The 25,703-nt window shown below is 42.0% G+C and carries 25 protein-coding genes; 9 read left to right on the top strand and 16 right to left on the bottom strand.

The window, feature by feature from the left end; translation table 11 throughout:
• Positions 1-92: 92 nt before the first annotated feature.
• From dctP to F0227_RS05920, 4 genes are all read right to left on the bottom strand, one after another.
• Positions 93-1,142, bottom strand: a complete 1,050-nt coding sequence (gene dctP, locus F0227_RS05935) for a TRAP transporter substrate-binding protein DctP (RefSeq protein ID WP_171752267.1) — start codon at positions 1,140-1,142, stop codon at positions 93-95.
• A 65-nt stretch (positions 1,143-1,207) separates the two neighbouring features.
• A complete protein-coding gene (locus F0227_RS05930; RefSeq protein WP_171752266.1) occupies positions 1,208-2,497 on the bottom strand; it encodes a TRAP transporter large permease in 1,290 nt (429 codons plus the stop codon).
• Between the two features lie 12 nt (positions 2,498-2,509).
• The gene (locus tag F0227_RS05925; RefSeq protein WP_171752265.1) at positions 2,510-3,040 is read right to left on the bottom strand and encodes a TRAP transporter small permease; all 531 of its coding nucleotides are present in this window, start codon (positions 3,038-3,040) and stop codon (positions 2,510-2,512) included.
• A gap of 253 nt (positions 3,041-3,293) precedes the next feature.
• A complete protein-coding gene (locus tag F0227_RS05920; RefSeq protein ID WP_171752264.1) occupies positions 3,294-4,154 on the bottom strand; it encodes a class II fructose-bisphosphate aldolase in 861 nt (286 codons plus the stop codon).
• Positions 4,155-4,304: 150 nt separating this feature from the next.
• Between F0227_RS05920 and F0227_RS22020 the strand changes: the two genes are divergently transcribed.
• Positions 4,305-4,439 carry a hypothetical protein gene (locus F0227_RS22020; protein ID WP_301338352.1) on the top strand — a complete coding sequence of 45 codons (135 nt, stop codon included), beginning with the start codon at positions 4,305-4,307 and terminating at the stop codon, positions 4,437-4,439.
• A 64-nt stretch (positions 4,440-4,503) separates the two neighbouring features.
• On the opposite strand, the gene F0227_RS05915 is transcribed toward F0227_RS22020, so the two are convergent.
• From F0227_RS05915 to yihU, 3 genes are all read right to left on the bottom strand, one after another.
• Positions 4,504-5,754: an AGE family epimerase/isomerase gene (locus F0227_RS05915; RefSeq protein WP_171752263.1), complete on the bottom strand. Its 1,251-nt coding sequence runs from the start codon at positions 5,752-5,754 to the stop codon at positions 4,504-4,506.
• 211 nt (positions 5,755-5,965) lie between these two features.
• Entirely contained in the window at positions 5,966-7,027 is a 1,062-nt protein-coding gene (locus F0227_RS05910; protein WP_171752262.1) for a galactose-1-epimerase, read from the bottom strand.
• 18 nt (positions 7,028-7,045) lie between these two features.
• Complete coding sequence (gene yihU / locus F0227_RS05905) at positions 7,046-7,939, bottom strand: sulfolactaldehyde 3-reductase (protein ID WP_171752261.1); 894 nt, start codon at positions 7,937-7,939, stop codon at positions 7,046-7,048.
• Positions 7,940-8,173: 234 nt separating this feature from the next.
• Here yihU and F0227_RS05900 point away from each other — a divergent pair, with 234 nt between their 5' ends.
• Entirely contained in the window at positions 8,174-9,064 is an 891-nt protein-coding gene (locus F0227_RS05900; RefSeq protein ID WP_171752260.1) for a PfkB family carbohydrate kinase, read from the top strand.
• A 14-nt stretch (positions 9,065-9,078) separates the two neighbouring features.
• Positions 9,079-9,837 carry a DeoR/GlpR family DNA-binding transcription regulator gene (locus tag F0227_RS05895; RefSeq protein WP_171752259.1) on the top strand — a complete coding sequence of 253 codons (759 nt, stop codon included), beginning with the start codon at positions 9,079-9,081 and terminating at the stop codon, positions 9,835-9,837.
• A 95-nt stretch (positions 9,838-9,932) separates the two neighbouring features.
• Here F0227_RS05895 and F0227_RS05890 read toward each other — a convergent pair whose 3' ends face one another.
• The 3 genes from F0227_RS05890 to F0227_RS05880 form a co-directional block, all read right to left on the bottom strand.
• Positions 9,933-10,298, bottom strand: a complete 366-nt coding sequence (locus tag F0227_RS05890) for a hypothetical protein (protein ID WP_171752258.1) — start codon at positions 10,296-10,298, stop codon at positions 9,933-9,935.
• Positions 10,299-10,417: 119 nt separating this feature from the next.
• Complete coding sequence (locus F0227_RS05885; protein WP_171752257.1) at positions 10,418-11,425, bottom strand: EamA family transporter; 1,008 nt, start codon at positions 11,423-11,425, stop codon at positions 10,418-10,420.
• Positions 11,426-11,537: 112 nt separating this feature from the next.
• Complete coding sequence (locus F0227_RS05880) at positions 11,538-12,263, bottom strand: AraC family transcriptional regulator (protein WP_171752256.1); 726 nt, start codon at positions 12,261-12,263, stop codon at positions 11,538-11,540.
• Positions 12,264-12,489: 226 nt separating this feature from the next.
• On the opposite strand from F0227_RS05880, the gene F0227_RS05875 reads away from it, so the two are divergent.
• Positions 12,490-13,404: an alpha/beta fold hydrolase gene (locus tag F0227_RS05875; RefSeq protein WP_171752255.1), complete on the top strand. Its 915-nt coding sequence runs from the start codon at positions 12,490-12,492 to the stop codon at positions 13,402-13,404.
• Here F0227_RS05875 and F0227_RS05870 read toward each other — a convergent pair.
• Both F0227_RS05870 and F0227_RS05865 read right to left on the bottom strand, forming a co-directional pair.
• Positions 13,396-14,319: an ornithine cyclodeaminase family protein gene (locus F0227_RS05870; protein WP_171752254.1), complete on the bottom strand. Its 924-nt coding sequence runs from the start codon at positions 14,317-14,319 to the stop codon at positions 13,396-13,398. The two genes, F0227_RS05875 and F0227_RS05870, sit on opposite strands and share 9 nt — an antisense overlap.
• 1 nt (position 14,320) lies before the next feature.
• Entirely contained in the window at positions 14,321-15,487 is a 1,167-nt protein-coding gene (locus F0227_RS05865; protein WP_171752253.1) for a DSD1 family PLP-dependent enzyme, read from the bottom strand.
• A gap of 103 nt (positions 15,488-15,590) precedes the next feature.
• Between F0227_RS05865 and F0227_RS05860 the strand changes: the two genes are divergently transcribed.
• Positions 15,591-16,517, top strand: a complete 927-nt coding sequence (locus F0227_RS05860; RefSeq protein WP_171752252.1) for a LysR substrate-binding domain-containing protein — start codon at positions 15,591-15,593, stop codon at positions 16,515-16,517.
• Positions 16,518-16,611: 94 nt separating this feature from the next.
• Here F0227_RS05860 and F0227_RS05855 read toward each other — a convergent pair whose 3' ends face one another.
• Positions 16,612-18,003: an APC family permease gene (locus tag F0227_RS05855; RefSeq protein WP_171752251.1), complete on the bottom strand. Its 1,392-nt coding sequence runs from the start codon at positions 18,001-18,003 to the stop codon at positions 16,612-16,614.
• A gap of 55 nt (positions 18,004-18,058) precedes the next feature.
• On the bottom strand, positions 18,059-19,156 hold the full coding sequence (gene aguA / locus F0227_RS05850) for an agmatine deiminase (protein WP_171752250.1): 1,098 nt from the start codon (positions 19,154-19,156) through the stop codon (positions 18,059-18,061).
• 261 nt (positions 19,157-19,417) lie between these two features.
• On the opposite strand from aguA, the gene argF reads away from it, so the two are divergent.
• The gene (gene argF / locus F0227_RS05845; protein WP_216613337.1) at positions 19,418-20,503 is read left to right on the top strand and encodes an ornithine carbamoyltransferase; all 1,086 of its coding nucleotides are present in this window, start codon (positions 19,418-19,420) and stop codon (positions 20,501-20,503) included.
• Between the two features lie 118 nt (positions 20,504-20,621).
• Here argF and F0227_RS05840 read toward each other — a convergent pair whose 3' ends face one another.
• Positions 20,622-21,221, bottom strand: coding sequence for a TetR/AcrR family transcriptional regulator (locus F0227_RS05840; protein ID WP_171752249.1), 600 nt, complete (start codon positions 21,219-21,221; stop codon positions 20,622-20,624).
• A 292-nt stretch (positions 21,222-21,513) separates the two neighbouring features.
• On the opposite strand from F0227_RS05840, the gene F0227_RS05835 reads away from it, so the two are divergent.
• The 3 genes from F0227_RS05835 (at position 21,514) to F0227_RS05825 (ending at position 24,729) form a co-directional block, all read left to right on the top strand.
• Positions 21,514-22,419 (top strand): DnaJ C-terminal domain-containing protein, encoded by a 906-nt coding sequence (locus tag F0227_RS05835; protein WP_171752248.1) that lies wholly within the window; start codon positions 21,514-21,516, stop codon positions 22,417-22,419.
• A 152-nt stretch (positions 22,420-22,571) separates the two neighbouring features.
• Entirely contained in the window at positions 22,572-23,783 is a 1,212-nt protein-coding gene (locus F0227_RS05830; protein WP_171752247.1) for an HDOD domain-containing protein, read from the top strand.
• 118 nt (positions 23,784-23,901) lie between these two features.
• On the top strand, positions 23,902-24,729 hold the full coding sequence (locus tag F0227_RS05825) for a GDSL-type esterase/lipase family protein (protein ID WP_171752246.1): 828 nt from the start codon (positions 23,902-23,904) through the stop codon (positions 24,727-24,729).
• A gap of 25 nt (positions 24,730-24,754) precedes the next feature.
• On the opposite strand, the gene F0227_RS05820 is transcribed toward F0227_RS05825, so the two are convergent.
• A complete protein-coding gene (locus F0227_RS05820; protein WP_171752245.1) occupies positions 24,755-25,696 on the bottom strand; it encodes a DMT family transporter in 942 nt (313 codons plus the stop codon).
• Positions 25,697-25,703: the final 7 nt, after the last annotated feature.

Here is a 25,703-nt window from a genome sequence, read left to right as displayed (position 1 = left end):
CATTTGAAATAAAAGGAGAGAATAATTGCTCTCCTTTCTGTCATCTTAATTAGCCTCCCCAATAGAAGAGGCTAGAATATTAAATAATAGGCTTATTTAAACTGTACTTTATAGTCAGCGTCGATTTTAGCTTTACAAGTATTGATTTCGTTTTCAAAACGTTGAAGCCATTTTTCGCCTTCCGCACCAGAAGTTTCTAAGAAGTAATCACGAACAGGCGCTGCTGCTGTTTTAAATGCTTCTTTCTCTTGGTTTGTTGGGTTGTAGATCGCGCCGCCAGCTTTCTTAAACTCTTCGTAAGCTGTGTATTCACGGTGCTTAGGATAAGAACGTAGGTACTGGTTTTGAGCATTAACGGCATCGATGATGACGGCTTTTAGCTCATCAGGGAAAGATTGGAATTTCTTGTCATTAAATACCCAAGCACCACCCATGTATGCGTGACCATCAAGCACCATGTAGTTTAAGCTCTCTTGGAAGCGGTTCTGTACGATATCTACGATACCATTCTTAGTTCCGTCAACCACACCTGTAGAAAGGGCTGTGTAAACTTCAGGCCAGGCGATAGGTGTTGGTGCACCACCAAGGTTCTTAACCAATTCTTGCTGAATTTTAGCTGGAACAGTACGCAGTTTTAGACCTTCAACATCTGTCGGAGACTTAACTTGTTTCTTGGTTGTAGCAATGTTTCTCCAACCACCTGAGTTAGAAACCATCATTAGACGAGAGTTTGGTGCTTTTTTAAGAACGTTTTGACGAACGTCGCCAAGGAACGCTTCATTGTCGTAAACACACTCTGCCACACGGTCGCTTGGTAGCATGTAAGGTAGGTCAAACGCACCTACAGGTTGCCAGTAGTTAGCTAGCTCTGCGATTGTTGTTTGGAAGTAATCAAACATTCCTGCTTGGATACCTGCTAAACACTCTTTCGCGTTGCTACATAGCTGACCTGATGGATAAATATCAACTTCAATCTGTCCATTAGAACGAGACTCAACATAGTTTTTAAATACTAATAGAGACTGGTGGTTGTAACTATCTAGGTTAGATACATGAGGGACTGTTAGTTTATAGTCTGCTGAGTATGCTGCGCCAGATACGAACAGTGCTGAAGTAACTAATCCAAGTAGTGTTTTTTTCATGTTATATTCCTTAACTTATTGTTTTATTTTTTCAAATAAGATTTTGTTTCACGAATAATTCGGTGTTACATAACCCCTAATAGTTGCGGTAAACCGATAACTAATGATGGGAAGAACGAAATTAAGAAGATGATTAAGAACTCGATTGCTAGGAACGGGATAATCGCCTTCGAAATGTGTTGCAGTGGTACACCTGAAACGCCAGATGCCACGAAGAGAACGAGACCCATCGGTGGTGTTGCAAGACCGATAGAAAGGTTACATACCATTACGACACCAAAGTGTACTGGGTCGATTCCTGCTGCAATCATGATAGGTGCGATGATTGGAGCAAAAATTAGAATGGCAGGACCTGCATCAAGAAACATCCCTACAATGAACAAGAAGATGTTGATGATAAAGAACAGCAAATATGGGTTATCAGTTATGCCGTTAAAGAACGCGGCAACACTGTTAGAAATACCAGAGAAGCTGATTGCAGATGCGAATCCACTAGCGGCGGCCACAATGATTAGAATGGCTGCGGCGTTAACTGCTACTTTTGAAAACAGAGCATAAGTCGCTTTAATGTCACTAACTTTAAGAATGTAAACCGACAGTATGATGGCGTACAGTACCGCGACAGCGGCTGCTTCAGTTGGAGTGAAAATACCACCATAAATACCACCAAGAATAATTACTGGTGTCATTAAAGGTAGAATGGCCATTTTCATACTCTTACGGCGTTCTTCTTTCGTCGCACGTTCAAACGGCTGAACATTCGGGTACTTGCGAATCTGAATACGGTTAACCAGCATTAAGCCTAAGCAAAAAATTAACCCCGGAACGATACCCGATAGGAACATAGCCGCTACCGATGTGTTCATAACAAACGCATAGATCAGCATAATACCGGATGGTGGAATAATCGTTCCCAGTACAGTGGCAGCAGCAGTCAGAGCAGCGGCGTATGCTTTGTCGTACTTATAACGAGTCATTTCTGGGATCAGCATATTACCAATCGCTGAGGTCGCAGCTACCGCAGACCCAGTAAGTGCCCCGAATAGTGTTGAAGCGATGATAACAACATGTCCAAGTCCACCACGCATATGTTGAACGCGAGTTTGAGCAAAAGAGATGATACGAGGAGTAATCCCCCCGCTAGACATGCATTCACCTGCCAACATAAAGAATGGCAGAGCTAACAGTAAAAAGTTGTCTAGACCAGAGTAAAGTCTCTGATAAAGCATGTTTATAAATAGAATTTGGTCGTCTTGAACAAAAGTGATGATTGGTGATAGACCTAGAGCAAACAGAACAGGCACACCAATGATCAGAAATGTCATAAAATAGACAAGAAAAATTGGAGAAATCATAATTATTAGTCCCTATTCCGCTACTTCTGCTAACTTACGTTGGTCAGCGAAATGAATAAAGTTGTGTACTGACGCAGCTAGCTTTTCTAGAGCCGTTAAACTTGATATGGCTAACATCACAGGTGGAATGATGTAGATGGCATACATCGGAATTGGCAAGCTATCTGCCATTACTCCACCCGTTTGGAAGAAGATGTATCCATAGTAGATCCAGATTGCGAATAGAATTAGTGCCGCAATATGAGCGATCATCATAAACACGTGATAAACGCGTAGATTCTTAAACTTGTCAGTTACGAATGTCATTGCGATGTTTTGATCGCGTAGATAAACGATAGGTAAGCAAAGGTAAGTCATATAAATCATCAAAAAACGAGATGATTCGTCGGTCCAGCTAAGAGGTATATTCAAAATGTAACGGCATCCGACTTGTAGTAGTACGATTACTGTCATTACTAATAATAAGATACCTGAAACCTGAGCAGCAAAATTTGCTATAGGTGCGTTAATCTTATTCAACGCGTTTTCAATACCTTTAAACATATAGTCACCATTAAAACTTTATTAAACAGACGTTATAGAAACAGCATAATCAAATATCTCTGTTTCGGTAATCTATTGGAGAACTGCTTTATAAAGTTGTTATATTATTTCTTGAATTGAATCCTATCAGTTTGGTTCAATCGAACCGTGATGATTTTCACATTCAATCAAGATTTGTAATTTTGTGTATATTTGATGTCACATTTATAACATTATTTAGGGAGGGCTACTCCCTAAATAATAGTTATTTAGATTACGCTTTACCGTTTGAACCGAATAAACGAATTTTATGTTGAACCACTTCTTTCATGGAAGCGATACCAGTATTAAACACATCTGCTAGGATAAAGTCATTTTCATTTTTTGCCCAGTGCCCTTGTACGCCTCTTATGAAACCTTGACGAAGCTCAGTGTCAACGTTTACCTTAGCAACGCCACGTTTTACTGCTTCAATGATTTGGTCGTCAGGCACACCAGATCCACCGTGAAGTACGATAGGCTTTTTAACCGCTTGTTTAATTTCACTTAAACGATCAAATTTCAATTCTGGTGTTGTTTTGTACACACCATGTGCAGTACCAATTGAAACTGCAAGATAGTCAACACCTGTGCGCTCAGAAAAATCAAGCGCTTCTTCAACGGTGGTGATCATGGCATCTTTCTCATCTACTGTGATGTCATCTTCTGTTCCACCGATTTTGCCTATCTCACCTTCAGAGCCTAAGCCCAGTGCCGCAGCAACTTCGCATACGGTTTTCGTGATACGGATATTTTCTTCAAACGGTAATGCTGAGCCATCAAACATAAGTGATTGGAAGTCACGTGTTGCTGCTTCCATGCACTGTTCGAACTTACGGCTATGGTCAAGGTGAATACAGATTGGCACTGTGATTTGGTGATGTTGAATAAGAGAATCTACAGCATCACGTAGAGGCTTCATGCCCATTTCATTAATTGCTTTCTGGCCAATTTGAAGCATGATTGGAGAGCGTTCTTCCTCAGCAGCAAGAAGAACCGCTTTGATTGTTTCAAGGTTGTGAGCTGTGAAAGCGCCGATAGCGTAGCCATTGTTCCACGCTTCGTTAATCATTGTTTTACCAGATTGGTATGGCATTTGAGAATCCTCATAATTAGTTCGTGTGGATAAAGTTACCAGTCAGTGATTGTCATTTCTGTTAATTAAGTACCACTTTTGGACAAAAATAATCACAAATGGACATTTGTGAGCGTTATGACACATATTTTTACGCTGTGAGCACTGGACATGAAAAGTTTGTTGAATATTGATGATTTGTCGGAATCGCTAAGGCTTGTTGATGCATCAATACATTGCGGCAAAATGAGCAGCGACAGCTCAATAGGCTTTAATGACGAGAAGCCAATGGACAGAGCGTTCTAAGGGAAAAAAAGATGATGGTGTTTAAACCATCATCTTTAATGTCTGACAAGTTATCAGGTTAAGGTTACTGCATCTTTTGATCGAGTAAACCTTCCGCTAGCGCAGGTGCTAACCCTGGTGTTAGTGGCAAACGAGGAATGACCAAGCAGTGCATTAAGTGATAGATGTCTTGTTTGCCATCCCATACTTTACTGGTGCCAGCTTGGTTGTTAACGTCAAGCTCTTGCCACCATGAACATCCTTCGTAATCAATTAAGTAAGTGCGGCAGTAATCCCACCAAATTTGATAAAACTCTTCATATTTTTTGTCACCTGTAACGGTAAATAGCGCATAAGCAGTACCGATGGCTTCAACGGGTGTCCAACGGATACGCTCACGAACAACCGGTTTTCCATCCCAATCTACCGAATAAACAAATCCTGGTGCACCATCTACAGACCATGCATCACGTACTGTTGCATCGAATAAACCTTTGGCATCTTCCAGCATCCACTCAGGAGCGTCAGCGCCAATTTCCATCAGCGTGGCGCGTAGGTGACAAATCAGGCGTCCCCACTCGATCCAGTGACCCGGAGTACCGCCGTAAGCACGGAAATGGCTGGCAGGTGTTTCTTTATTGTAATCGGGCAGTGGATTCCAGTCAGAATCAAAGTGCTCGTTGACACGGTAGCTGAGGCCTTTGGCTGTTTTGTGGATCATAAACTCTGTGATGTTCAGTGCGCGATCCAGCCATTTCTTATCTTTAGTCACATCGTAAACGATGAGGAAAGCTTCTACTGAGTGCATCGCCATATTACCGCCACGGTAATCTTCTGTTTCAGTGAATGCCTGATCCCATGACTCGTAACACATCTGCTTTTCTTCTACCCAGAAGTGGTTTTCGTAAACCGTAATAGCTTCGTCTAGAAGAGCTTGAGCACGAGGGTGACCGGTAGTTACAGCACTGGCAGCGCCAAGTAGTAAGAATGCGTGCTGGTAACCTTGTTTAGACGAATCCATAATGCCTTCGCCTTCGTTGTCGATGGTGGCAAACCAGCCGCCATGAGTACTATCTTTCATCGGACCTTCCAGAGCAGCGATACCGTGCTCAACTAGATCCATGGCGCCCGGACGACCCATCAAAGCAGCCAGTGAATAACAGTGCAGCATACGTGAGGTGATCCACAGACGTGTGCCCATCTCTTCGCGAACCTGACCGTTGTTACCAATCCAGCCAAAGCCATTTGCTACGACAGCATTTCTGCCAAATTCAAAAATACGATCCGTTTCAGTTTCTAACCAAGAGTTATGGGACCGAGTGTTAATCCACTTCATAAAAAATTTCCTCATTGTCTGTTAATACTGAAATTATCAGTCAAACAGTTTCATTTCTGTTAGATAAGTATCACTTTATGACATTAATCTCCAGAAATGGACATTTTTGCTGGTTAATGTCATAAAATGACAATCGTTGTGTCACTATTAATAAAGATAAATTAGATAAAAAAGGCGCTCGCTAAGAGCGCCGATGAACATGAGAAACTGATTATCTAACGTCAAAACGATGGATTGTTTTCTCTTGGTAAATGTCACCCGGATTTAGACGAGTACTCGGGAAGTGAGCTTGGTTTGGGCTGTCAGGAAAATGTTGCGTTTCCAAACACATTCCACCACAAGACTCATACTTAAAACCATTTTTTCCAAACCACGGCTTATTTGATAGCTTTGAGCCGTTATAAAACTGAACCGCTGGTTGTGTGGTTAGTACGGTCATTAGCCGACCTGATGATGGCTCATATAGCTCAGCTGCCATGGCATATTCACCTTCAGTTTCACGCTTATGAAGAAGATAGTTATGATCAAATGCGCCATTTACTACTCGCTGTTTGTTTTCAGCAATAACCGTTGACTGAGTAAAGTCGAGCCCGGAGTCTTTAACCGATAAAATCTCCCCCGTAGGGATCATGTTATCTGACACTGGGGTGTAAAAATCCGAATAGAGTTTCAGACTATGCTTGTCTACCGGTCCGGAATCATGTCCAGCTAAGTTGTAGTAGCTATGGTTAACAAGGTTGATAACCGTTGGCTTGTCTGTCGTGGCCTTAAAATTATAGTGGACTTGATTATCTTCATCCAAACCGATGGTATGAGTGACCGTTAATGTACCACCATAACCAGACTCACCGTCAGGAGAGATTCGACTGAAGTGTACAAAAACACCATTATCAGTCTGTTCAACTGAGTGGTGCCAAACATACTTATCGAACCCCTTGCTGCCACCATGTAAATGTTGGACAGTGGGTGGTTCATTGGTTTCTAGCTGAAATGTTTTTCCATCAAGTTGGTATTTGCCATCCTTTATGCGGTTTGCAAAACGTCCGGCTATTGCACCAAAGAAGGGATGACCCGCGAGATACTTCTCTAAGCACTCGTAGCCAAGAACGATGTCGGCCAATTGGCCTGAGCGATCAGGTGTTTCTATTGATGTAACAATGCAACCGAAATTAGTCACTGACATTTTCATGCCACTTTTGTTTTGCAGAGTGAATAGTTGGACAGGTTTTTCCTCTCCCTCTACGGCTCCCCAAGGTGTGATCGTCAATTCCACTATATTTGCCTCGTCGGATTATTTAATCTTTGCTTCAAGCCCTGACGTTACACGAAGTTGTTCCAGAACAGCCGTCCAATCTTGTCGGCCACGTCCTGCTGCTTTGGTTATACTATAAAGCTCGCGTGATGCCGCGCCACAAGGCATTGGCACATGAACTTGATTGGCTAAATCTAAAGCAATGCCGAGATCTTTATGCGCCAGATCAACCATAAATGCTGGAGAGAGATCGCCCGCTAGAACTTTGCCAGGCCATGTAGTAGTAAAGTGACCTTTACCAGCTGGTGTACCATTCATAACGGCTAGTGCAGTATCAAACTCTAAGCCGATTGCTTCCGCTAAGGTTGCGGCTTCTGCTGATAATGCATTTAACGCGATACTCATGTAATTGTTGATGATCTTAACGCGTATACCTTTACCCGCACCGCCTGCATCGATGGTTTCTGAACCCATGCAGTCGAATAGAGGTTGTGCTTTTTCGATCTGTTCTTTTGTTCCGCCTGCCAAGATTAATAGTTCGCCTTTAATGGCGTGATCAGATGTACGGCCTACAGGCGCTTCCATCATAGCGAAACCTTGCGCAGTCATATCTTTAACAAGCGCATCTGTTTCAAAAGGGTGAATAGTCGACATGTCTATAAGCAGCGCGTCTTTGCTCATGCCCTTTATGATGCCATTGTCCGCAAAAATGGTATTACGTACTAATGCACCATTTGGCAACATTGTGACGATAAAGTCTGCACCTTCTGCTGCTGCTTGTGGTGAAGCGGCACTTGTTGCTCCTAGGTTGACTAAAACATCAATCGCCTCTTTGCTAATATCATAAACCTTTAGAGAATGGCCGCCTTTGATTAAATTAGCTGCCATTGGGCTACCCATTTGACCAAGACCGATAAAGCCGATAGTTGACATGAACTTTTCCTTTTAAATGTGTTTAAACTAGCGCAACTATAACCTTTTCAACAAAAACAACCGTAATCAATGTCACATAATGTTGTTTTATGCTCACCAAATGTCGTTTTGTGATTGCAATCCCAACCAAATCCGTCATTTTTCTTATAATGTGAGAAAACTTAGCCCTTATCTTATGTAAATATGGTACAAGAAAAGCCAGTTAGACGTGAGATATCAATAAAAGAGATGAAAATGATGCCGATAGCTTGTGTAGGAATCACCGTTTTAGACCGAGTACAGCGCGTAAATAACCTGCCAACAACGGGAGGAAAATTTGTTGCGACGGATTATTTTGAAATAGGTGGTGGCCCAGCGGCGACAGCTGCAGTAGCGGTCGCTAAATTAGGCAAATCTGTTGATTTTATTGGCCGTGTAGGTGACGACTCGGTTGCTGACACAATGTTAAAAGAGATGTCAGATTATGGTGTGAATGTAGACAATGTTATCCGCATTGCTAATGCTTCCTCTGCATTTTCTGCCGTTTTGGTTGATGATGAAGGTGAGAGAATGATCATTAATTATCAAGACAAATCACTAAGCAGAGATATCGAGCGGCTGAAAACTGTCGACTTTTCTACATATTCTACAGTGTTGTGTGATGTTAGATGGCCTGAAGGAGCAGAATACGCTCTAAAACAAGCAAAAAAATACGCTATTCCTTCTGTTCTAGATGCTGATTTGTCACCTGAACCCATTGATAAGCTTGTTGAATTAGCAGACCATGTGGCCTTTTCTGAGCCTGGGCTTGCAAGATTTACTGAGACAGAAGACCCAATTAAAGGGTTAGAAATTGCTCAAAAAAGGACAAATGGTAAGGTTTATGTTACTGTCGGCGCAAAGGGATGTTACTGGTTGGAAGACGGGGATCTTAAACATCAATCAGGCAAGGTTGTCGACGTTGTAGACACCACTGGTGCTGGTGATGTATTCCACGGAGCTTTTGCATTAGCCGTTTCTGAGCATATGGAAACGCGAGATGCAGTGATTTTTTCCAATACAGTAGCGGCTCTTAAATGTACTAAAATAGGCGGGCGTGAAGGTATTCCAGACAGAGAGACAGTTGAAGTCGATATCGCCAAATAATAATAAGGTTTATCATGACTAATCCAAGACAAGACAAGTTATTACAATTAGTTATCGATAAAGGTTACTGCACCGTTGAAGAATTAGCAGAAACATTGGATGTTTCTACCCAAACCATTCGACGCGATATTAAAAAGCTAAGTGATGAACGTCTTATTGTTCGTCACCATGGTGGTGCTAGCTCACCATCAAGCACAGTAAACCTAGACTATGAAATTCGAAAAGTATCTGAAACAGAAGAGAAAAATGCTATTGGTGCGCGTATTGCGGAGATGATCCCTGATAACTCAACAGTATTTCTTACTATCGGAACCACCACGGAAGTTATAGCCAGTCATTTGCTGAAAAAAAGTAACCTTCAAGTGATAACAAACTCATTGCGGGTAGCCAATGTTCTCCATAGCAATAAAAGTTTTGATGTTCTTATTCCAAGCGGAAAAATTAGAGCATCGAATGGTGGAATTGTTGGTACTGAAGCAATAGATTTTATTAAAAACTTTAGGTTTGATTATTTAGTAACCAGCGCAGGCTCTATTGATGAGGACGGTACGTTACTTGAGTATGACTTAAATGAGACGGCTATTTCGCAAAGTGTCATTAAGTCGGCAAGAAATGTATATGTCGCGCTAGATTCCACTAAATACACACCGAAAGGATCTATTGAATTGGGGCATATAAGCGAAGCAACGGTATTTTTTACCGATGAAATGCCACCGGATGATATAAAAGAAGTATTGGATCAAAGTCGAGTTAAACTGGAAATCTGCAATTAGGTCATACATCCGTTAATGAGAATGCCCAACTGATATCATGTTGGGCATTTTTTTAACCGTCACTTTTTGAAACTCATGTCTGGATTGAGAGTCGTCTAGCCCTCAGTTTGTTCTACACACGTTTCAACATCTTTCATATCTCTACCAAATGAATGCTGGACTGTGCTTTCGTAACATAAAGCAAACTCTTTCATGTCATTCTCATCGGTGAACTGATCGAATTTTTCTGGTGCTAGATCCCAGCATTTATCAAGTACCGAAACAAGAACGGCTTTAACTTCATCTGGCGATTTAGAGATACACTTAGCCAGAGGCGCTATAGACGTATCATTCTCTATTTCACTTTTCAACATTGAGTAGACCTGCTGTTTGGTCATTTTTGGCATCGCGACATTCTCTGCGTGCACCGGGTTAATCGCAAGTACAGTTAAAGCACTCATCACTAGCGTCTTCCTTATCATGTTACTTTCCTTTATTACTGACGTTATTTTTTGAACTGAACGTATTGATGTCGCTCTGAGTTCTGTATTTTGAGGTCACTTGAGTATAGACATACTTAGGCTAGTTCACTATTGCAGTTTCAGCGAGTATTGTCCGCTGAAATCCTGCGTTTTGAGCTTATTCGGCCATATCGACTTTTTGTTGCCGAGAGCCATTTATGAGGCAGCATAATAACCAATAAACTGGTTAAGATCAGTGCTAGCCCAAACCATGCTTGTGTGGATAATATTTCTCCAACAATAACAATGGATAGTATGGTGGCGACGACGGGTTCAAATAGGGTGAGTGTTGTGGCTGTACTTACGCGGCTATGGCTCAGGCCGTAACCAAACAAGCGATAACCAAAAAACATAGGTATAACTGCAAGATAGAGGCCAATCATACTATTGTGCCATGATGATAAGAAGGAAGCGGAATCTTGAACCGCGATGGGTAACAGCAGCATGCTGGCAAGGCCAAATAGCACACCCATGACCGTTTTCGAACAGAGTTCTTTGCTAATTAGACGTTTTGCACTCCATGAATAGCACGCGTACGTTATACCCGCGATGATTCCTAAAGCAATACCTTGTACCGACTGTAGGGTTTGTTTTGCGTTGAGGTTTGTGGTTTCTTCTATGTTTAAATGTGTGGCGATAGATAACATAGTGACACCAATAAGGCCCAGTATGCATGCCATCATCCAGCGTGTTGTTAACGGTACTTTCTCTACTGTTCGTTCTATTATTGCTGATGCGATTGGCGCGGAACCAATGGATACGACTGTCCCGATAGCGACTCCAGACAATTGCATTGATGTGTAGAATGCCAGAGGGTAGCAGGTGATGCACAACACCGCTAATAGGGTCAGCGGAATGTTTTTCCGCCATACGACTAAGCTACCTTTGTAGTGAGGTAAAGCAGATAAGAATAACAATAGTCCACCACCTCCAGTGGTTATTGCGGCGATAGAACTTGCTGAAACATCTACCGCAAATGAAGCAACCGTACCCGTTGTTCCCCATAAAATGGACGCTAATAAAATGGCTAAATAGCCCATTGTTTGTTTAGAGAAAAATGATGGCTTAGAAATAAGTTGTGATTGCATGATCCTTGCTCTTTGATGCAAATTGGTCATGGAAGTATAAGAGCAAGTGAATATGAAAATTGTGCAGAAAAGACGCTAATATTGTTTGAGAAGATGCAGCTTATGGTGCTTGTTATGATTTTCGAAATGCGCTTGGTGCTTGGTTGAAATGAATGGAAAATCGGCGGCTAAATGCAGATAAGTCATTATAGCCAACTTGTTCAGCTATGATTTGAATGGGCGTATCAGTATGGATCAACAGTGCTTTTGCTTTTTCCATTCTTAATTTTGTTACGTACTGCATAGATGATAGGCCGGTACTCTGTTTAAACAGCTTCTTAAACTGCGTGGTACTTAAATAGGCTGTTTTGGCAAATTGAGTGATTGAATAGGATTGCGATAGGTCGTGCTGAATCAGCTGGATCACTTTTTCAATACGAGAGTCGGTACGGTGATTGAACTCTTGTTGTTGCAATAACTGTTGGAAAAGATCAAGGGTGAGCTGTTCTACCTCAATATCAATCTGACTTTCCAACTGAACACCAACATATTGAATAAATGACTGAAGAGACGGAGAAATTGCAAAATGAGTGTGTTGGCCATTCTCTATATTGCTAGGAAGAGCGATTAAATCGGCAACGATAAACTTGGCTTGGTCATCTGCGCAAAAACGGTGAGTATTATTTGCTTTTATCACGACACAATCGCCAACGCTAATAATGCCATCGTATACGGTTGACGTGTTTTCAGTAATGGCGATCTCGATAGAACCCTGTATGGGCAGCACCAGTTGATGATAGGTGTGCGAATGACTGTTTGACTGTTTGCTGTATGAGCGTACCGTTAATCGATTCTTCATAATGCGGCTTATCTCGTAGGGTTAATGCAATTGCGGCTAATGCGGGCTTTAGTATCCCATATGTCGAAGATGAATCAATATTTCATATTACAATCATTTCTAGTAACAAACATTTTACATTTGATGGCAATTTTGAGAGCATGACGACAACTGGTTTAACCAGTTGCTGGTATGACAACAGACCCTAGTCAGAAACATCAACTCTATTTTGAAATGGACAGTCAAAATGAAACTTTTTCAGCAGTCACATTATCTGCCGGTGAGTGATCACACCTTACATATCAAACGAATCTGGTTAGATGATAACCGGCCAGTCGTTGTGATGTTTCACGGGGTCATTGAAGATGGTTCTATTTTTTATAAGAACGATGATAAAGGGTTGGCGAACTATTTAGCCAATCATGGTTTCGATGTGTATGTGGTTGATTTTAGAGGCAAGGGGATGAGTCAACCTAGTATCGAACAGAACAGCAATCACGATCAGTTTGACGTCATATCAGATGATATCCCAGCCGTGATTAATTATGTTCAAAAGCAGACTGAGCAGCCTATAAACATTGTTTGCCATTCATGGGGAGGGGTTCTTTTTTCTAGTGCGTATATTCGTCAGAAAGGCTTCAATAATAGCATCGCTAGTATTGTCTGTTTCGGCACCAAAAGACGAGTTGCCGTCTGGAATATGGACAGGGTATTAAAAGTGAGCCTGTTTTGGAACAACTTAGCGCCTATCTTGGCCAGTAAAAAAGGCTACTTAGATGCAAAATTCTATCGAGTTGGTGCTGCCCCAGAAACGAAAAAGTTCATCAAGCAGAGTGTTGCATGGGTAAAGAACAAAAGGTGGGTCGATCCTGTCGATAATTTTAACTATTATTCCGCGGCTAAATCACTCACTTGGCCTCCTACTTGGTATATGACGGGCGTGAGCGACCTCAGTCTTGGCCATGCAGAAGACGTGTTTCGATTCTTACAAGAAACACGACATCCGGACGCTAAATTTTCTGTTCTTTCAAAGCAAAATGGCAACTTAGTGGATTATGACCATATCAATATATTGACGCACAAACTGGCTGAAAAAGACCACTTTATTGACTTACAAAAGTGGTTAAGTAACGCAAGCAGTGCAACAACATCCTTATCTTGAGCTCAGCTCTATCAGCTCTATCAGCTTGTCAGCGACAAATAGATCTTGAATCGCGATGCCAGAGCTATCAAATATGGTGATCTCTTTGTCTGATGTGCGTCCCGCTGCACCCTTACTAATCACCTGACCAATTTCAGTTAAAGAGGTTGCAGGTGAGTGCTGAAACTCGCCAATCACCTTCGACTGACTTGCTAGATCGCAGAACAGTACAGCTTGATCATAAAGCGCATTTGGTAGCTCATGTTTGCCTACTTTATCTGCTCCCATGGCGGAAATATGAGTCCCTTGTTTGACCCATTCTGCTGAAAAGAGTGGTTGGCAAGCGGTGGTTGCGGTAATAATGATGTCGGCATTTTCAGTACCATACTGACCAGAGGCAACTGTTGCTTCAATTTCTCTCTTGGCTAGGTTTTTAATAAAACGTTCACTGTTCTCTTTGCTTCGACCAACCACAAACACCTTGTCTATATTGCGCACTTCACATACTGCTGATACATCGTATTCTGCTTGATGGCCAGTGCCAAAAACCGTTAGTGTTTGTGCGTCTTGTCGAGCTAGGTGATTGACAGCCACCGCATCGGCTGCTGCGGTTCGATAAGCGTTTACTTGGTTTGCTTCAACAATAGCATGCAGAGCTCCAGTCTCTGGGTTTAAGAGAAAGATGGTGGTGCCATGGTTGGCAAGGCCTTTGTTAATATTCTCTGGCCAGTAGCTGCCGGTTTTCCAGCCTACCAGTGTGGACGTACAAGCTGACTTCATCGAGAACATCGAGCCTTGCTGTGGGCCAGCTGCGTTCACCACTGGAAACAGGGTAGAGTCACTGCTGCATGCCGCAACAAAAGCTTGCTCAATGGCTTGATAGGCAAGTTGGTGACTAATCAGTTTTTGAGTTTGCGATTCGGTTAAATAGATCATATTACCAGCCCTTAATTCTTGCCCAAGTTTCATGTGTTTGTGATTCTTTATCAATGACTTGATAGTTATCGTGCATAGCCGTGGTAGCGCAGGCGTGGTTGGGGAGAATGTGTAATCGACTGCCAATTGGGAATTGTGAAAAATCGATGTTTTCCCCGTCTCTATGCTTGATTATGCCGTGTTCCTGATTGACGGTGTCGACCAATAGTGACGGGATCACTTCACCCGCTTGATTGGTAATCAAGCCGTAGCCACAGTCAACGGGTTGATTGGCTGTTCCTCTGTCGGATGACAAAGCCATCCATCCGGCATCTATAAATAACCAACCTTTTTCTCTGTTGTGACCAATCACCGTTGTTGCCACACTTAACGCGATATCGTCATGCTGGCATACGCCGATACCCGCCATCACCAGATCAAAAAAGCTGTATACGCCAGCACGAACTTCACTAATTCCAGTGAGATCTTGATAGCGACAAGCCGTTGGTGTAGAGCCAATACTGGTAACCGGGCAGGGGATGCCCGCTCCGGTCAACTGCTGCTTGGCAAGTAACACTTGATTCACTTCATTGGCTGCGGCCTGTTTTAATGAAGAGTCATCAAAACAGAGGTAGGATTCCCCTGCGTGAGTGAGTACCCCTAAAAACTCCGCCGCGCCCTGTTGCAAAATCTGCGCTATTTCTATTAATTCTGGATCGTTTGCCTTTATACCGCCTCTATGCCCATCGCAATCGAGTTCAATAAGGGCAGAAATTACGCACTGTTGCTCTGAACAAAAGTTATTAAGTGCAACCGCCTGATCCACACTATCAAGAATAATATCGACTTTTGCACCTTGCTCTATTAATGCTTTAACCCGAGGGAATTTAGCTTGGGCAATGCCGACAGCATAAAGAAAATTGTTGTAACCCATAGAGGCCAGAGCTTCGGCTTCTTTAAGGGTAGATACCGTTACAGGCGCAGAGTGATCAGACAGAACGAACTTGGCCGCTTCTAAGGCACGGATCGTTTTAAAGTGTGGTCTTAGCGTTGACCCAAGCTGCTCAATCTTGTTTTTTAACATGGCAAGATTGTTCAAAAAAATGGTTTTGTCGATAGAGAGAAATGGCGTATCTAACTGATGATAACGGGTTAGCCAATCTGCTTGATGTTGAGAGTCTGGGTGCATAGTGATAAACCTTGAGTCGTTGGATTATATTTACTCAAGTATCTAATAACTTGGTTATGCATTATATTAATTTAAATTTACTTATTGATTAGGTTTTACCTTAATGATTAATACGGACGATTTGCGCTTTATCGCAACCATTGCCAGCCACAAAACATTGGCTGATGTTGCGCGAGCATTGAATATAACTCCCCCATCGGTGACCCTTAGAGTTAAGCATATAGAGAAAAAGTTGTCGGTGACTCTTATCCAGAGGCCATCCCGGACGGTGGTGCTAACAGAAGAAGGGCATATGTTGCTGGAACGCGGCAGGCCTATATTAGAGGAGTTGGATAACCTCCAAGAGCAGTTGGATGAGAGAAAACAGCATATCTGTGGAACATTAAGGGTGTTAGCACCACTAGGGTTTGGTAATGATTATGTTGCGCCCTTATTAGCTCAGTACAAGCAGCAGCATCCACAACTTAAAGTTGAACTGGAGTTATCAGATAAACCATCGTGGTCGAATCATCATAAATGGGATGTGGTGATCTATATCGGTGCTCTAAAAGACTCGTCACTTAAAATGATCACGCTGGCCAAAAACAGACGCTTTATTTGCGCCTCACCGGACTATATTAATAAACGAGGTAAACCTAGCTCTCCCCAGCAACTGCTCAATCATGACTGCTTGGCTCTTCGCGAAAACAACGAAGATGTGACTCTATGGTCTTTTGTTAATGATAACAATGATAAGCAGGATCTGGTTCGAATTAACCCAGTATTGGCATGCAATGAAGGCCGTGTAATAAAAGAGTGGGCTAAAGACGGCTTAGGCATTGTTATGCGTTCAGAATGGGACGTATTACCGCAGATAAACAGCGGTGAGTTGGTTAGATTACTCGATGACTATCACCTTCCCGATGCCGATATAGTGGCCCTGCTCAGTAGCCCAGAGAAAGAGCGTTCTGCCAGAGTGTCTGGGTTTATAGATCTACTAAAACAAGTGCTAGAACCAAGACCATGGGAAAGCTGTAGGACACCTGTCTAAAATGATGGTAATTTTGGCAAATCTGAGCGAACGCAGACGACGGCTGGAGCTCTAAAAAAAAGATATACCAGCTAGGCTGGTATATCTGACTTGATTACTCGGCTTGTATTGCTTCACCTTGAGCTTTTCTTAGCTTATTAATGCTCATTTCTATTAATACCAAAGCAAGCACAATGGCAATAAGAGTGGGGCTAGAGTACTGCCAATCTATTACGCCAGTTAGAATGTCTGGGAATACAAAAAGCAAGCAGGCAAACAGAAGCAAAATCGCGGGTATAATGGCTACGATGTAGGCAACTCCTTTTCCTCCCGGAATTTTAAACGGTCTTTTTGCTTCTGGCTCTAATGTTCTTAAGCGAACAAATGAGATAAAGAAGAAAAAGTAAGTAATAAACAGTAAGAAGTTAGCGAAGGCAAACAGTGACCAAAATAGATCATCCGCACTTCCCGCCATAAAACCGTAGATGATTAACGCGGCAGTGGAAATTACACCGGTAAGTATGTTGGAACCAAATGGTGAACCATTTTTGTTTGTTACTGCGAATATTGCTGGCATTTCCTGTGCGTTAGCCGCTTCAACTGCCGCTCGAGAAGCGGCCATAATCCAAGGGATGATATAGGTAAACAGCCCCAACACTGCCAATAGTGATAGAGTAATCGTGACGACATTACCTATGCCAGTGTGACCAAATAGTATTTGTAATGTTTGTACTAGCCCACCAACTAACGATAAGTCTTCTTGCGGGATTGCTAATATCATTGATGACGTTGCAAACCAGTATAGAACCACAATAATGGCAATGGCGATTAATATGCCTAGAGGTAAGTTACGCTCGGGGTTTTTAATGTTGGATCCCAAGCAGGCAACCGTTTCTACCCCTAAAAACATATAGATCAATGTGGGTGCATAAATAAAAGATGCTCCCATTGACGGTTTCATGGTTTCTAGCGTCAGTTCTACAGCAGGCTCGCTACCATTGCCGATCAGCATGTATCCACCAACCGCAAATGCAATCATGATGGCTACTTTTGAAATGCCGCCAATGGTGTTAACAAGTTTTCCTGTGTCCATTGATGCATTGGCAACAAAAACCGTTGCCCAAACCATGACGATAGCAATCGCTATCATTCCCCAAATACTCATATCAGGCCAGAAAAGCTCAGATAGCATGCCACCACAAATTAAGTAAACAGAAGGTATCCAGAAGGGAACGTTTATCCAATAATACCAACTTACTCGGGCAGCATTTTTTGAACCCATGCCACGCAATGTCCATTCATAAATTCCACCTTCTCCGGGGAACGCTGAACTAAGTTCGCATACAATAAAAACATAAGGGATGACGAACAAAAGGATGATAAGTAACCACCAACCAAAAACAGATGGGCCTACACTCGCTGCCGGTGCTAATCCATCAATACCAATAAGACCCGACAGGACGAAAAAGATGATGCTGGACAGGCCAAGTTTTGTTTTATTTTCCATAGTAAGTACCTCGGTTTACACTGCCAAACGAATAATAATTGGCAGTGCAACGCAATTATTTAATAGCAGGAACCTGTTGAGTAATGCAGTGAATATTTCCTCCTCCCAGAAGAATGTTTCGCGCATTTACACCAATCAATTTATGCTCGGGAAATATCTCTTTTAGAGTATTTTCTGCTATCGGATCTTTTTCAGCATCAAGTAGAGGATAAACAATGAGATTGTTAGTAATAAGGAAATTAGCATAACTGCCTGCTAATCTTTCGCCAGCACTTCGCTCCATGCCTTCACACACATCAAAACCATCGGCTTCTGCTTCTGTGATGTGCAGTGGGCCTGGTATGTCCAACTTGTATATTTTTAGCTTACGGCCTTTGGCATCGGTTTCGTTATCAAGGATTTTAAACGCCTCTTGAGAAATCTCGTACTGTGGGTCGTTTTTGTCTTCTGTCCATGAGAGTACCACTTCTCCGGGGCGAGCAATATGAATAAGATTATCAATATGGCCATTAGTATCTATGTCGTTATACAAACCACGAGGTAACCAAATGACCTTGCTCGCATTGAGATACTGTTTGAGGTGGGTCTCTATGTCTTGTTTGCTTAGGTCTGGATTACGACTTGGATCGAGTAGACACTCTTCGGTGGTAAATACCGTCCCTTCTCCATCAACATGAATAGAGCCACCCTCAAGCACAAGTGGTGCTCGGTATCTGTCATCATTGTGAAATTCAGTCACTTTGCTCGCCACGGCGTCATCAGCATCCCAAGGGAAGTAAAGACCATCCAACAAGCCACCCCAAGCGTTGAACTCCCAGTCGATACCACGTCGAGAACCATTGTTGTTTGTTACATAGGTTGGTCCCATATCTCGCATCCAGGAATCATTAGTCGTCATCTCTACAAGTCGGATGTCAGCGGGCAGTTGCTGTCGAGCATTTTCATATTGATTATAGGAGACAACCATATTCACGGGCGTCTCTTGGGCAATGGCTGTTGCTACTTCAACGAAGGCACTTTGGGCCGGTTTTGCCCCCCATTGCCAACTGTCAGTTCGCTCTGGCCATGCAATCCATATTGCTTCTTGTGGCTCATGTTCACCGGGCATTCTATAGCCATCTAGCTGAGGAACTGAGTTAAGTTTTCTAGACATATTTCACCTTCTTTTTGACAACTGAGTAGTTAAGCTGTGCTTTTACCTTACTCGTTATGGGTTAATTTTTGCCCTATTACTACAGCGCCAAATAGTGGGTAAAACTGTGATCTGTATTGTTTATCGATCGGCATGCCTTCTGCTGGTGTACTTGTGTGCGATTATTCACATTTAACGGTTGTGTGAAGCGTAGAACGTCGATATTTGAAACAGTATCGGTTTTTTTGTATCAGCCACACTTAACATTTTGGTGAACGATAAATGCTTAAAAAAATAGTTAAGGAAATTGATATGCATGCCAAGACCAGAACCACAGGACCAGTAACTCATCTGCTTGATACGATTGATCTGGAAAAACAACAAATGCTGGATCTGTTCGAAACGATTCGAATGTTGAAAGAAGCGGATATGCAAGGGGCGGTACCTCAAATACTAAAAGGCACATCGTTAGCGATGATTTTTGAAGAGCCATCAACCCGTACTCGAGTGTCGTTTGAAACCGCAATGACTGATTTGGGAGGACATGCACTGTATTTGAAACCGGGTGAAATTCATTTTGGTTCTCACGAAGCGATTAAAGATACGGCCAAGATATTGTCAAGCATGTGTCACGGGATCATGTTTAGAAGTAAAGAACATGAAACCTTATTAAATCTAGCTGAACACGCTACCGTACCAGTGTTTAATGCTATGACGTATTACAACCACCCAACTCAAGGTATTTGTGATTTCTTTACCATGATTGAACATCTTCCCGAAGGTAAAGAGCTAAAAGATATGCATGTTGTTTTCGTTGGTGATTCTCGTGAAGATACCGGGATCATGAGCAAAGAGACTGGGCATATGTGCGCGACACTCGGATTACGATATACCGTGGCATCACCTAAGCGTTATTCCATGTCTGAGCAAGAGCAGAAAAAAATCCGAGATAAGATGGAAGTATCTGGCGGCACGCTAGTGGTGACAGACGACGTTGAAGACGCGATCAAGGACGCGGATTATATTATTCCTGATGTTTGGACCTACTATGGTTATGAAGACGAAGAAGAGGATCGTATGGAAGCGTTTATGCCTCGCTATCAGCTAAATATGTCTATGCTGAATAACGCTCCGGATCACTGCAAAGCATTGCACTGTTTGCCTGCCAACCGTGATGTTGAAATCACCAGTGAAGTGATGGACCACCCAACACGATCGATTGTGTTTCAGGAGGCAGAAAACCGTCTTCATACACAGCGTGGTTTGTTGACTTGGCTACTTTATCCAAGGTTGCGTAAAGCGGATAGTACGTTGAGTCAGTATACGGAAGGGCAACTACGCCAATTCTTGGATACAAGGCTTAAATAGAGTTTTTCATTTTGTTAAATAAGCAGAACAATGCCCAACTTGGTGATTGTTTCACAACATAAAGTGAAACTTATTTAACGATTACAATTCGACCTTTGGGCATTTTATATGCCCTTTTTTATTGTTCCAGCAATTCAAGATAGTCCGGTAGGTAGTGAGACAGGTAGGACTCGGCAACGATGATGGCCTCTTTATTGATCGATTCGTTTTCAAGCCCTGCGTTTCGTGAAAAGTACACGCTATCGCTTGCTTCGAGAGCAATCACAAAAATATTAAAATGCTTTGGAATTGGAGGTAAATTAAAGTACTGACGATAGAGTTTCTCGATCTCTTCTCCTAAACTATTATCCTTTTCGACTATCATTTCCCGGACAGAATGATAAGAGTGATAGGTATAAAGAATCTTCATAACCAATATATTTTCATCACAATAATCTGATAGTGACGTCTGTATTTGGCGATTCAAATCTTTCCAGTGTGTGACCTTAATGTCATTCGCACAGGTTTTTACGATTCGCGTAAAACTGTCAAAAATATCATCTAAATAATTCAGTATGAGCGCATTCATGTTAGGAAAGTAATGATAAATGGTCGAAGGTGACATTTTTCCTTCGAAAGCAATATCATAAATCGATATTTCTGTGAGCTCTTTTCTTTGACCAACTTGAATAAATGTCTCTTTTATTTTATCAATTTTGTCTTGTTTTGACGTTTTCATACGGAAGAGTCAATTGGAATGAGATGGTTTAATGTATCATATTCTGTACCTAAGTGACCTCTAGATGCTTGTTTAGCGAGAGTTTATTTGCTTCTGAACAGAACTCGAATGTGAAACTATCGTCAATCTACGGCAAGGTTCAGTAACACTGAGCAGAAGTAGGGAACAAGTACCGCGATAAGATTGCTGAAACTAATAGTTGTGTTATCAAGATAAATCCATACACTTCTACTGCAAAATGCGGGGCAAAAATAGTGCTCTGATATCAGTTTATAGTGTGTGAGGTATTTGCATGTCTAAACGCGACTTTTACAGCGTGCTCGGTGTCTCCAAAGATGCCTCAGAAAAAGAGATTAAAAAAGCCTACAAAAAATTGGCGATGAAATACCATCCAGATAAAAACCCGGGTGATGCAACGGCGGAAGCAAACTTTAAAGAAGTAAAAGAAGCCTATGAAGTTCTGACAGATGCTGAAAAACGTCGTCAATACGATCAGTTTGGTCACGCCGGATTTGAAAATTCCGGTTTTGGTGGACAAGGTCGTTCACAAGGATTTGGCGGCGGTTTTGAAGATATATTTGGTGACGCATTTAGACAACGTGGGCAAGGGTTTGGCGGCTCAGGCTTTGGTGGTTTTGATGATATGTTTTCGCAGGGTAGAGGACGTCAAGCACGACCACAAAAAGGTCAAGATGTCGAGTTCTCTGTGACGGTCGATTTTATTGATGCGATTCAAGGCGCCGAAAAGGTGGTTGAATTACCTATAAATGGTGAGCAGAAAAAGATCAATGTCAAAATCCCTAAAGGCATTAAAGATGGCGAGAAAATTCGCTTTTCAGGTAAGGGTGGTCCAGGTAGAAACGGTGGCCCTGCGGGTAGTATGTTCATCAAAATTGTTGTTCGAACTCATGCGTATTTAGAGCGTGATGAGAATGATTTAATTTGCCATACAGAGATTAATGTTGCTACCGCGGCACTCGGTGGACAGATCGATGTTCAGGCGTTAGATAATCGTTTTAAACTTAAAATTCCGGCTGGAACACAAACCGGACGCAAGTTTAAGGTCTCAGGAAAAGGCGTGACCAGCCGAAAAGGTGAAACAGGGGATCTGTTAATCAAAATAAAGGTGGTTACCCCTACTCAGCTAAGTGATAAACAGAGAACATTGTTAGAGCAGTTACAAGAGACGTTTGTTTGAGGAACTACCTCGACAACAGGGTAAGTTGCTTTATGTAGTAACTTATTAAAAAACAATGAAATATTGTTGTCTCATAACCTTGCTATTCTTTTATGAAAAGATAAGCGTATGATGATAATGATTACTTGTTAATAAATAGGGACGCAGTCAACTTGAAAAACTCATACTTTGCTCGTCAACCAATAATGAATCGGGATAGAAAAACCGTAGGCTATGAATTGCTGTATAGAGATGGCCCTCGAAATTCATTTCCTGAGGTGGACGCTGAGTATGCAACCAAGTTGCTGCTCTCCAATTATTTTCTTAGTGGCAGCAATGCGGTCTTAGATAATAAACTTGGATCCGTTAACTTTCCCTATCAAAGTATACTTAATCGACTGCCTGCCTTGTTCCCTAAAAATGCGTTAATGATAGATATCCTATCGGACTGTCCTCCAACAGAAGAGTTACTCGATGCGGTAAAGGAACTCTCAGAGCGGGGTTATAAAATTGCTTTGGACAATTTTATTCCCAGTAAAGAGTGGATAGACTTCTTGCCCTATATTAACCTAATTCGGTTTGATCTACGTGTTCTTCCAATTGCTAAAATTGCCCCGCTGATACGGCGGCTACAAAAAAGTAAAATTAAGTTTTTGGCAGAGAAAGTCGAAACCTATGAAGAGTTTGTTAATGCTCGGCAGGCAGGTTTTCACTATTTTCAAGGCTACTTCTTTCGCAAACCTGAGATGATTCAGACCAAGGCGATTCAGCCCTCTTTTTTAACCATTGTTCATTTATGTAAAGCGATAGCTCAAGATGAAGTGGATTATGACGAGGTTGAGAAACTGATCACGGTTGATGTGACTCTCTCATACAAGTTACTTCGTTACGTCAACTCTACTAGTTCTATCTCCTCGGAGATTAAATCGTTCCGCCAAGCATTGGCCTATTTAGGTAAAGATAAACTGAAGAAATTCGTCTCTTTGGTGGCGATATCTACCGTTAAAAATGATAAGCCAGACTCTCTTTATAGTTTGTCGTTACAAAGAGCCAAGTTTTGTGAACTGTTGAGTGAAACGGTTAGTAGAAATCATAAAAGCCAAGCTTTTTTGATGGGACTCTTTTCCTTGCTGGACTCGTTACTCGATCAGCCTTTGGATGATGTTATCGATGCTATCCCTATTGAGAAAGAGATAAAGCTCGGACTGCTGGAGCACTCTGGAGTATTAGGTGAAATACTGACATTAGTGATTGCCTATGATAAAGCAGAGTGGGATCAGGTGGATGTGTTAACGGAAAAGTTAGGGGTTATTCCCTCCATTACTGCTCAGTTTTATGAAGATTCTATGGTTTGGGTTGAAGAGCTATTTGGTGAGTTTCGCTAGGCTTGCGTTATTTTTGAAGAATATTTTCAATATTTATTTTTCTGTAAAAGTTTTTTACGAGCAGAGCTTGGTGGTGTAAAATAATCACCACTCTAATACTGCTTCAATGGAAATAAATATGGCTTCGCTTAAAGAAAAAATAGCCAGAAAAATAGAACAATCTCCTCACCTAACTTTGGTTGATCTCTGTTTAGATTTTCCTCATATCGGTACTTACTCATTTGTAGATGCATTGATGGATGTTATCGAGCAAATAAAGCCTCAGTTAAAGTCGCAGTTTTTCCTGAGTCAGGCAGAAGCCGTAATGACACAAATTCCTGCTCAGGAAAATCTAAATGAAAGAGTTACTCTGCTTTGTCGCCAGTTAGCGGTTATCCAAACAAGTAATATGTCTAGCAGATATATTCAAGCCACTGATGGCCATCGCCATTTTGCTGGCAAAGCTGATACTGTCATGTTTGGCGATTCAATTACTGAATGGGGGCTGTGGGGCGAGATGTTCCCATCTCTGTCTATTATCAACCGTGGTATAGCGGGTGATACAACGCTCGGTATGCTCAGCAGGATTGATACCACGCTACAGTTAAAGCCGAATAAACTGTTTGTTATGGCAGGAATCAATGACATTGCTCAAGGGCATCATGTCGATGATATCTTTAAGAGGTATGTGGAGATGCTTTCTACCTGGAAGGCGAACGACATTGAGCCAATTGTGCAATCGACACTGTATGTTGGCCAACGGCTGAGTGACTGGAATCCGCTTGTTGCAGAGCTTAATCGTCTGTTGGCTCAGTATTGTCATGAATCAGGTATTACTTTTGTCGATCTAACAGAGAAGCTATGCCCTAATGCGTTACTGCCTATAGAATATAGTTGCGATGAGTTGCATTTGAGAGCTGCTGCTTATCAACAGTGGCGAGAAACCATTGCGCATTTGCTGAAATAGTGGAAGTCCTGTTCTTCATCTGCTTTTAGTGGCTCGAGGAGCGACCAGAATATATTGCACCATAACATCCGACAACTACAATGGCTGCACCTACTAACTGCAGATGTGAAACTGTCTCTCCTAGAGTAAAATAAGCCACAATAGCCGTGGATAGTGGTGTCATCATTTGGAGTATATTAAAAGTAATGACACCCTTCTTCTGAATAATATGAAAGGCTAAGTACATGCCTGTCGCTAAGCCATATATTCCCGCAATAATAAGAATCATCAAAGTGAGCTCTGGTTTAGTCAGCAGTAGGTTGACTTTACCTGAGTAGAAAGCATAACCAGCAAATATGGCGCCGGTGATCAGAGCAGTAAAGGTACTAATTACCAGCGTATGTACATTTTTAGCTACTTTCTTTACCAGTATATTTTGTGCTGCAGCGATGGTTATGGTGATTAGCCATAGCACGGAACCATAAGCAAAATTGCTGCTAGAGTTAAGTTGTGATGCCGCACTAACGAAAAGTATTGATCCAATTATGGCGAGTGCGCTGCTGGTGATAAATCGTTTTTGACAGGCTTTCTGTCTTTCATCAAGATAGAAAATGGATGCGAGTGCGGTAGTGATAGGCAAACCTAGGATGCAAAAGATGCTGCCAGTTAATGCGCTTGTTAGTTGCATTGCATTCATGAAAAAATACATGTTGCCACTCATTAATAAACCAACCAGAAACAACTGAACTATTAATTGAGGTGATGCCAGTACTACCTTTACTTCTTGCCTATATTTGAACAGCAATAGCAGCAAAAAAACACTGCCGCCGGAAATGAATCGTACAGCATTGTTATTTATAACGTCAAAGTGAATGCTTACATACCTAAGCAAGGGGAAACCAATCCCTGTCAGTAATATATAAGAGAGAAACAGAGTAATACTGTTTTCTCTCTTATCGGACAAGGCCGGAGATAATGAGTTATTCATGCTGCCT

Origin of the sequence: Vibrio sp. 99-8-1, assembly GCF_013114595.1 — a bacterium.
Classification (GTDB): Bacteria; Pseudomonadota; Gammaproteobacteria; order Enterobacterales; family Vibrionaceae; genus Vibrio.
Note: the sequence above shows the minus strand (reverse complement) of the source record. Positions and strands in the feature narration are given on the sequence as shown.

What these genes read in the sequence shown, in the direction of transcription:
- dctP (WP_171752267.1), bottom strand. Translation starts at nt 1,142, where the DNA reads ATGAAAAAAACACTACTTGGATTAGTTACTTCAGCACTGTTCGTATCT.
- F0227_RS05930 (WP_171752266.1), bottom strand. Translation starts at nt 2,497, where the DNA reads ATGATTTCTCCAATTTTTCTTGTCTATTTTATGACATTTCTGATCATT.
- F0227_RS05925 (WP_171752265.1), bottom strand. Translation starts at nt 3,040, where the DNA reads ATGTTTAAAGGTATTGAAAACGCGTTGAATAAGATTAACGCACCTATA.
- F0227_RS05920 (WP_171752264.1), bottom strand. Translation starts at nt 4,154, where the DNA reads ATGCCATACCAATCTGGTAAAACAATGATTAACGAAGCGTGGAACAAT.
- F0227_RS22020 (WP_301338352.1), top strand. Translation starts at nt 4,305, where the DNA reads ATGAAAAGTTTGTTGAATATTGATGATTTGTCGGAATCGCTAAGGCTT.
- F0227_RS05915 (WP_171752263.1), bottom strand. Translation starts at nt 5,754, where the DNA reads ATGAAGTGGATTAACACTCGGTCCCATAACTCTTGGTTAGAAACTGAA.
- yihU (WP_171752261.1), bottom strand. Translation starts at nt 7,939, where the DNA reads ATGTCAACTATCGGCTTTATCGGTCTTGGTCAAATGGGTAGCCCAATG.
- F0227_RS05900 (WP_171752260.1), top strand. Translation starts at nt 8,174, where the DNA reads ATGATGCCGATAGCTTGTGTAGGAATCACCGTTTTAGACCGAGTACAG.
- F0227_RS05895 (WP_171752259.1), top strand. Translation starts at nt 9,079, where the DNA reads ATGACTAATCCAAGACAAGACAAGTTATTACAATTAGTTATCGATAAA.
- F0227_RS05890 (WP_171752258.1), bottom strand. Translation starts at nt 10,298, where the DNA reads ATGATAAGGAAGACGCTAGTGATGAGTGCTTTAACTGTACTTGCGATT.
- F0227_RS05885 (WP_171752257.1), bottom strand. Translation starts at nt 11,425, where the DNA reads ATGCAATCACAACTTATTTCTAAGCCATCATTTTTCTCTAAACAAACA.
- F0227_RS05880 (WP_171752256.1), bottom strand. Translation starts at nt 12,263, where the DNA reads ATGAAGAATCGATTAACGGTACGCTCATACAGCAAACAGTCAAACAGT.
- F0227_RS05875 (WP_171752255.1), top strand. Translation starts at nt 12,490, where the DNA reads ATGAAACTTTTTCAGCAGTCACATTATCTGCCGGTGAGTGATCACACC.
- F0227_RS05870 (WP_171752254.1), bottom strand. Translation starts at nt 14,319, where the DNA reads ATGATCTATTTAACCGAATCGCAAACTCAAAAACTGATTAGTCACCAA.
- F0227_RS05865 (WP_171752253.1), bottom strand. Translation starts at nt 15,487, where the DNA reads ATGCACCCAGACTCTCAACATCAAGCAGATTGGCTAACCCGTTATCAT.
- F0227_RS05860 (WP_171752252.1), top strand. Translation starts at nt 15,591, where the DNA reads ATGATTAATACGGACGATTTGCGCTTTATCGCAACCATTGCCAGCCAC.
- F0227_RS05855 (WP_171752251.1), bottom strand. Translation starts at nt 18,003, where the DNA reads ATGGAAAATAAAACAAAACTTGGCCTGTCCAGCATCATCTTTTTCGTC.
- aguA (WP_171752250.1), bottom strand. Translation starts at nt 19,156, where the DNA reads ATGTCTAGAAAACTTAACTCAGTTCCTCAGCTAGATGGCTATAGAATG.
- argF (WP_216613337.1), top strand. Translation starts at nt 19,418, where the DNA reads ATGCTTAAAAAAATAGTTAAGGAAATTGATATGCATGCCAAGACCAGA.
- F0227_RS05840 (WP_171752249.1), bottom strand. Translation starts at nt 21,221, where the DNA reads ATGAAAACGTCAAAACAAGACAAAATTGATAAAATAAAAGAGACATTT.
- F0227_RS05835 (WP_171752248.1), top strand. Translation starts at nt 21,514, where the DNA reads ATGTCTAAACGCGACTTTTACAGCGTGCTCGGTGTCTCCAAAGATGCC.
- F0227_RS05825 (WP_171752246.1), top strand. Translation starts at nt 23,902, where the DNA reads ATGGCTTCGCTTAAAGAAAAAATAGCCAGAAAAATAGAACAATCTCCT.
- F0227_RS05820 (WP_171752245.1), bottom strand. Translation starts at nt 25,696, where the DNA reads ATGAATAACTCATTATCTCCGGCCTTGTCCGATAAGAGAGAAAACAGT.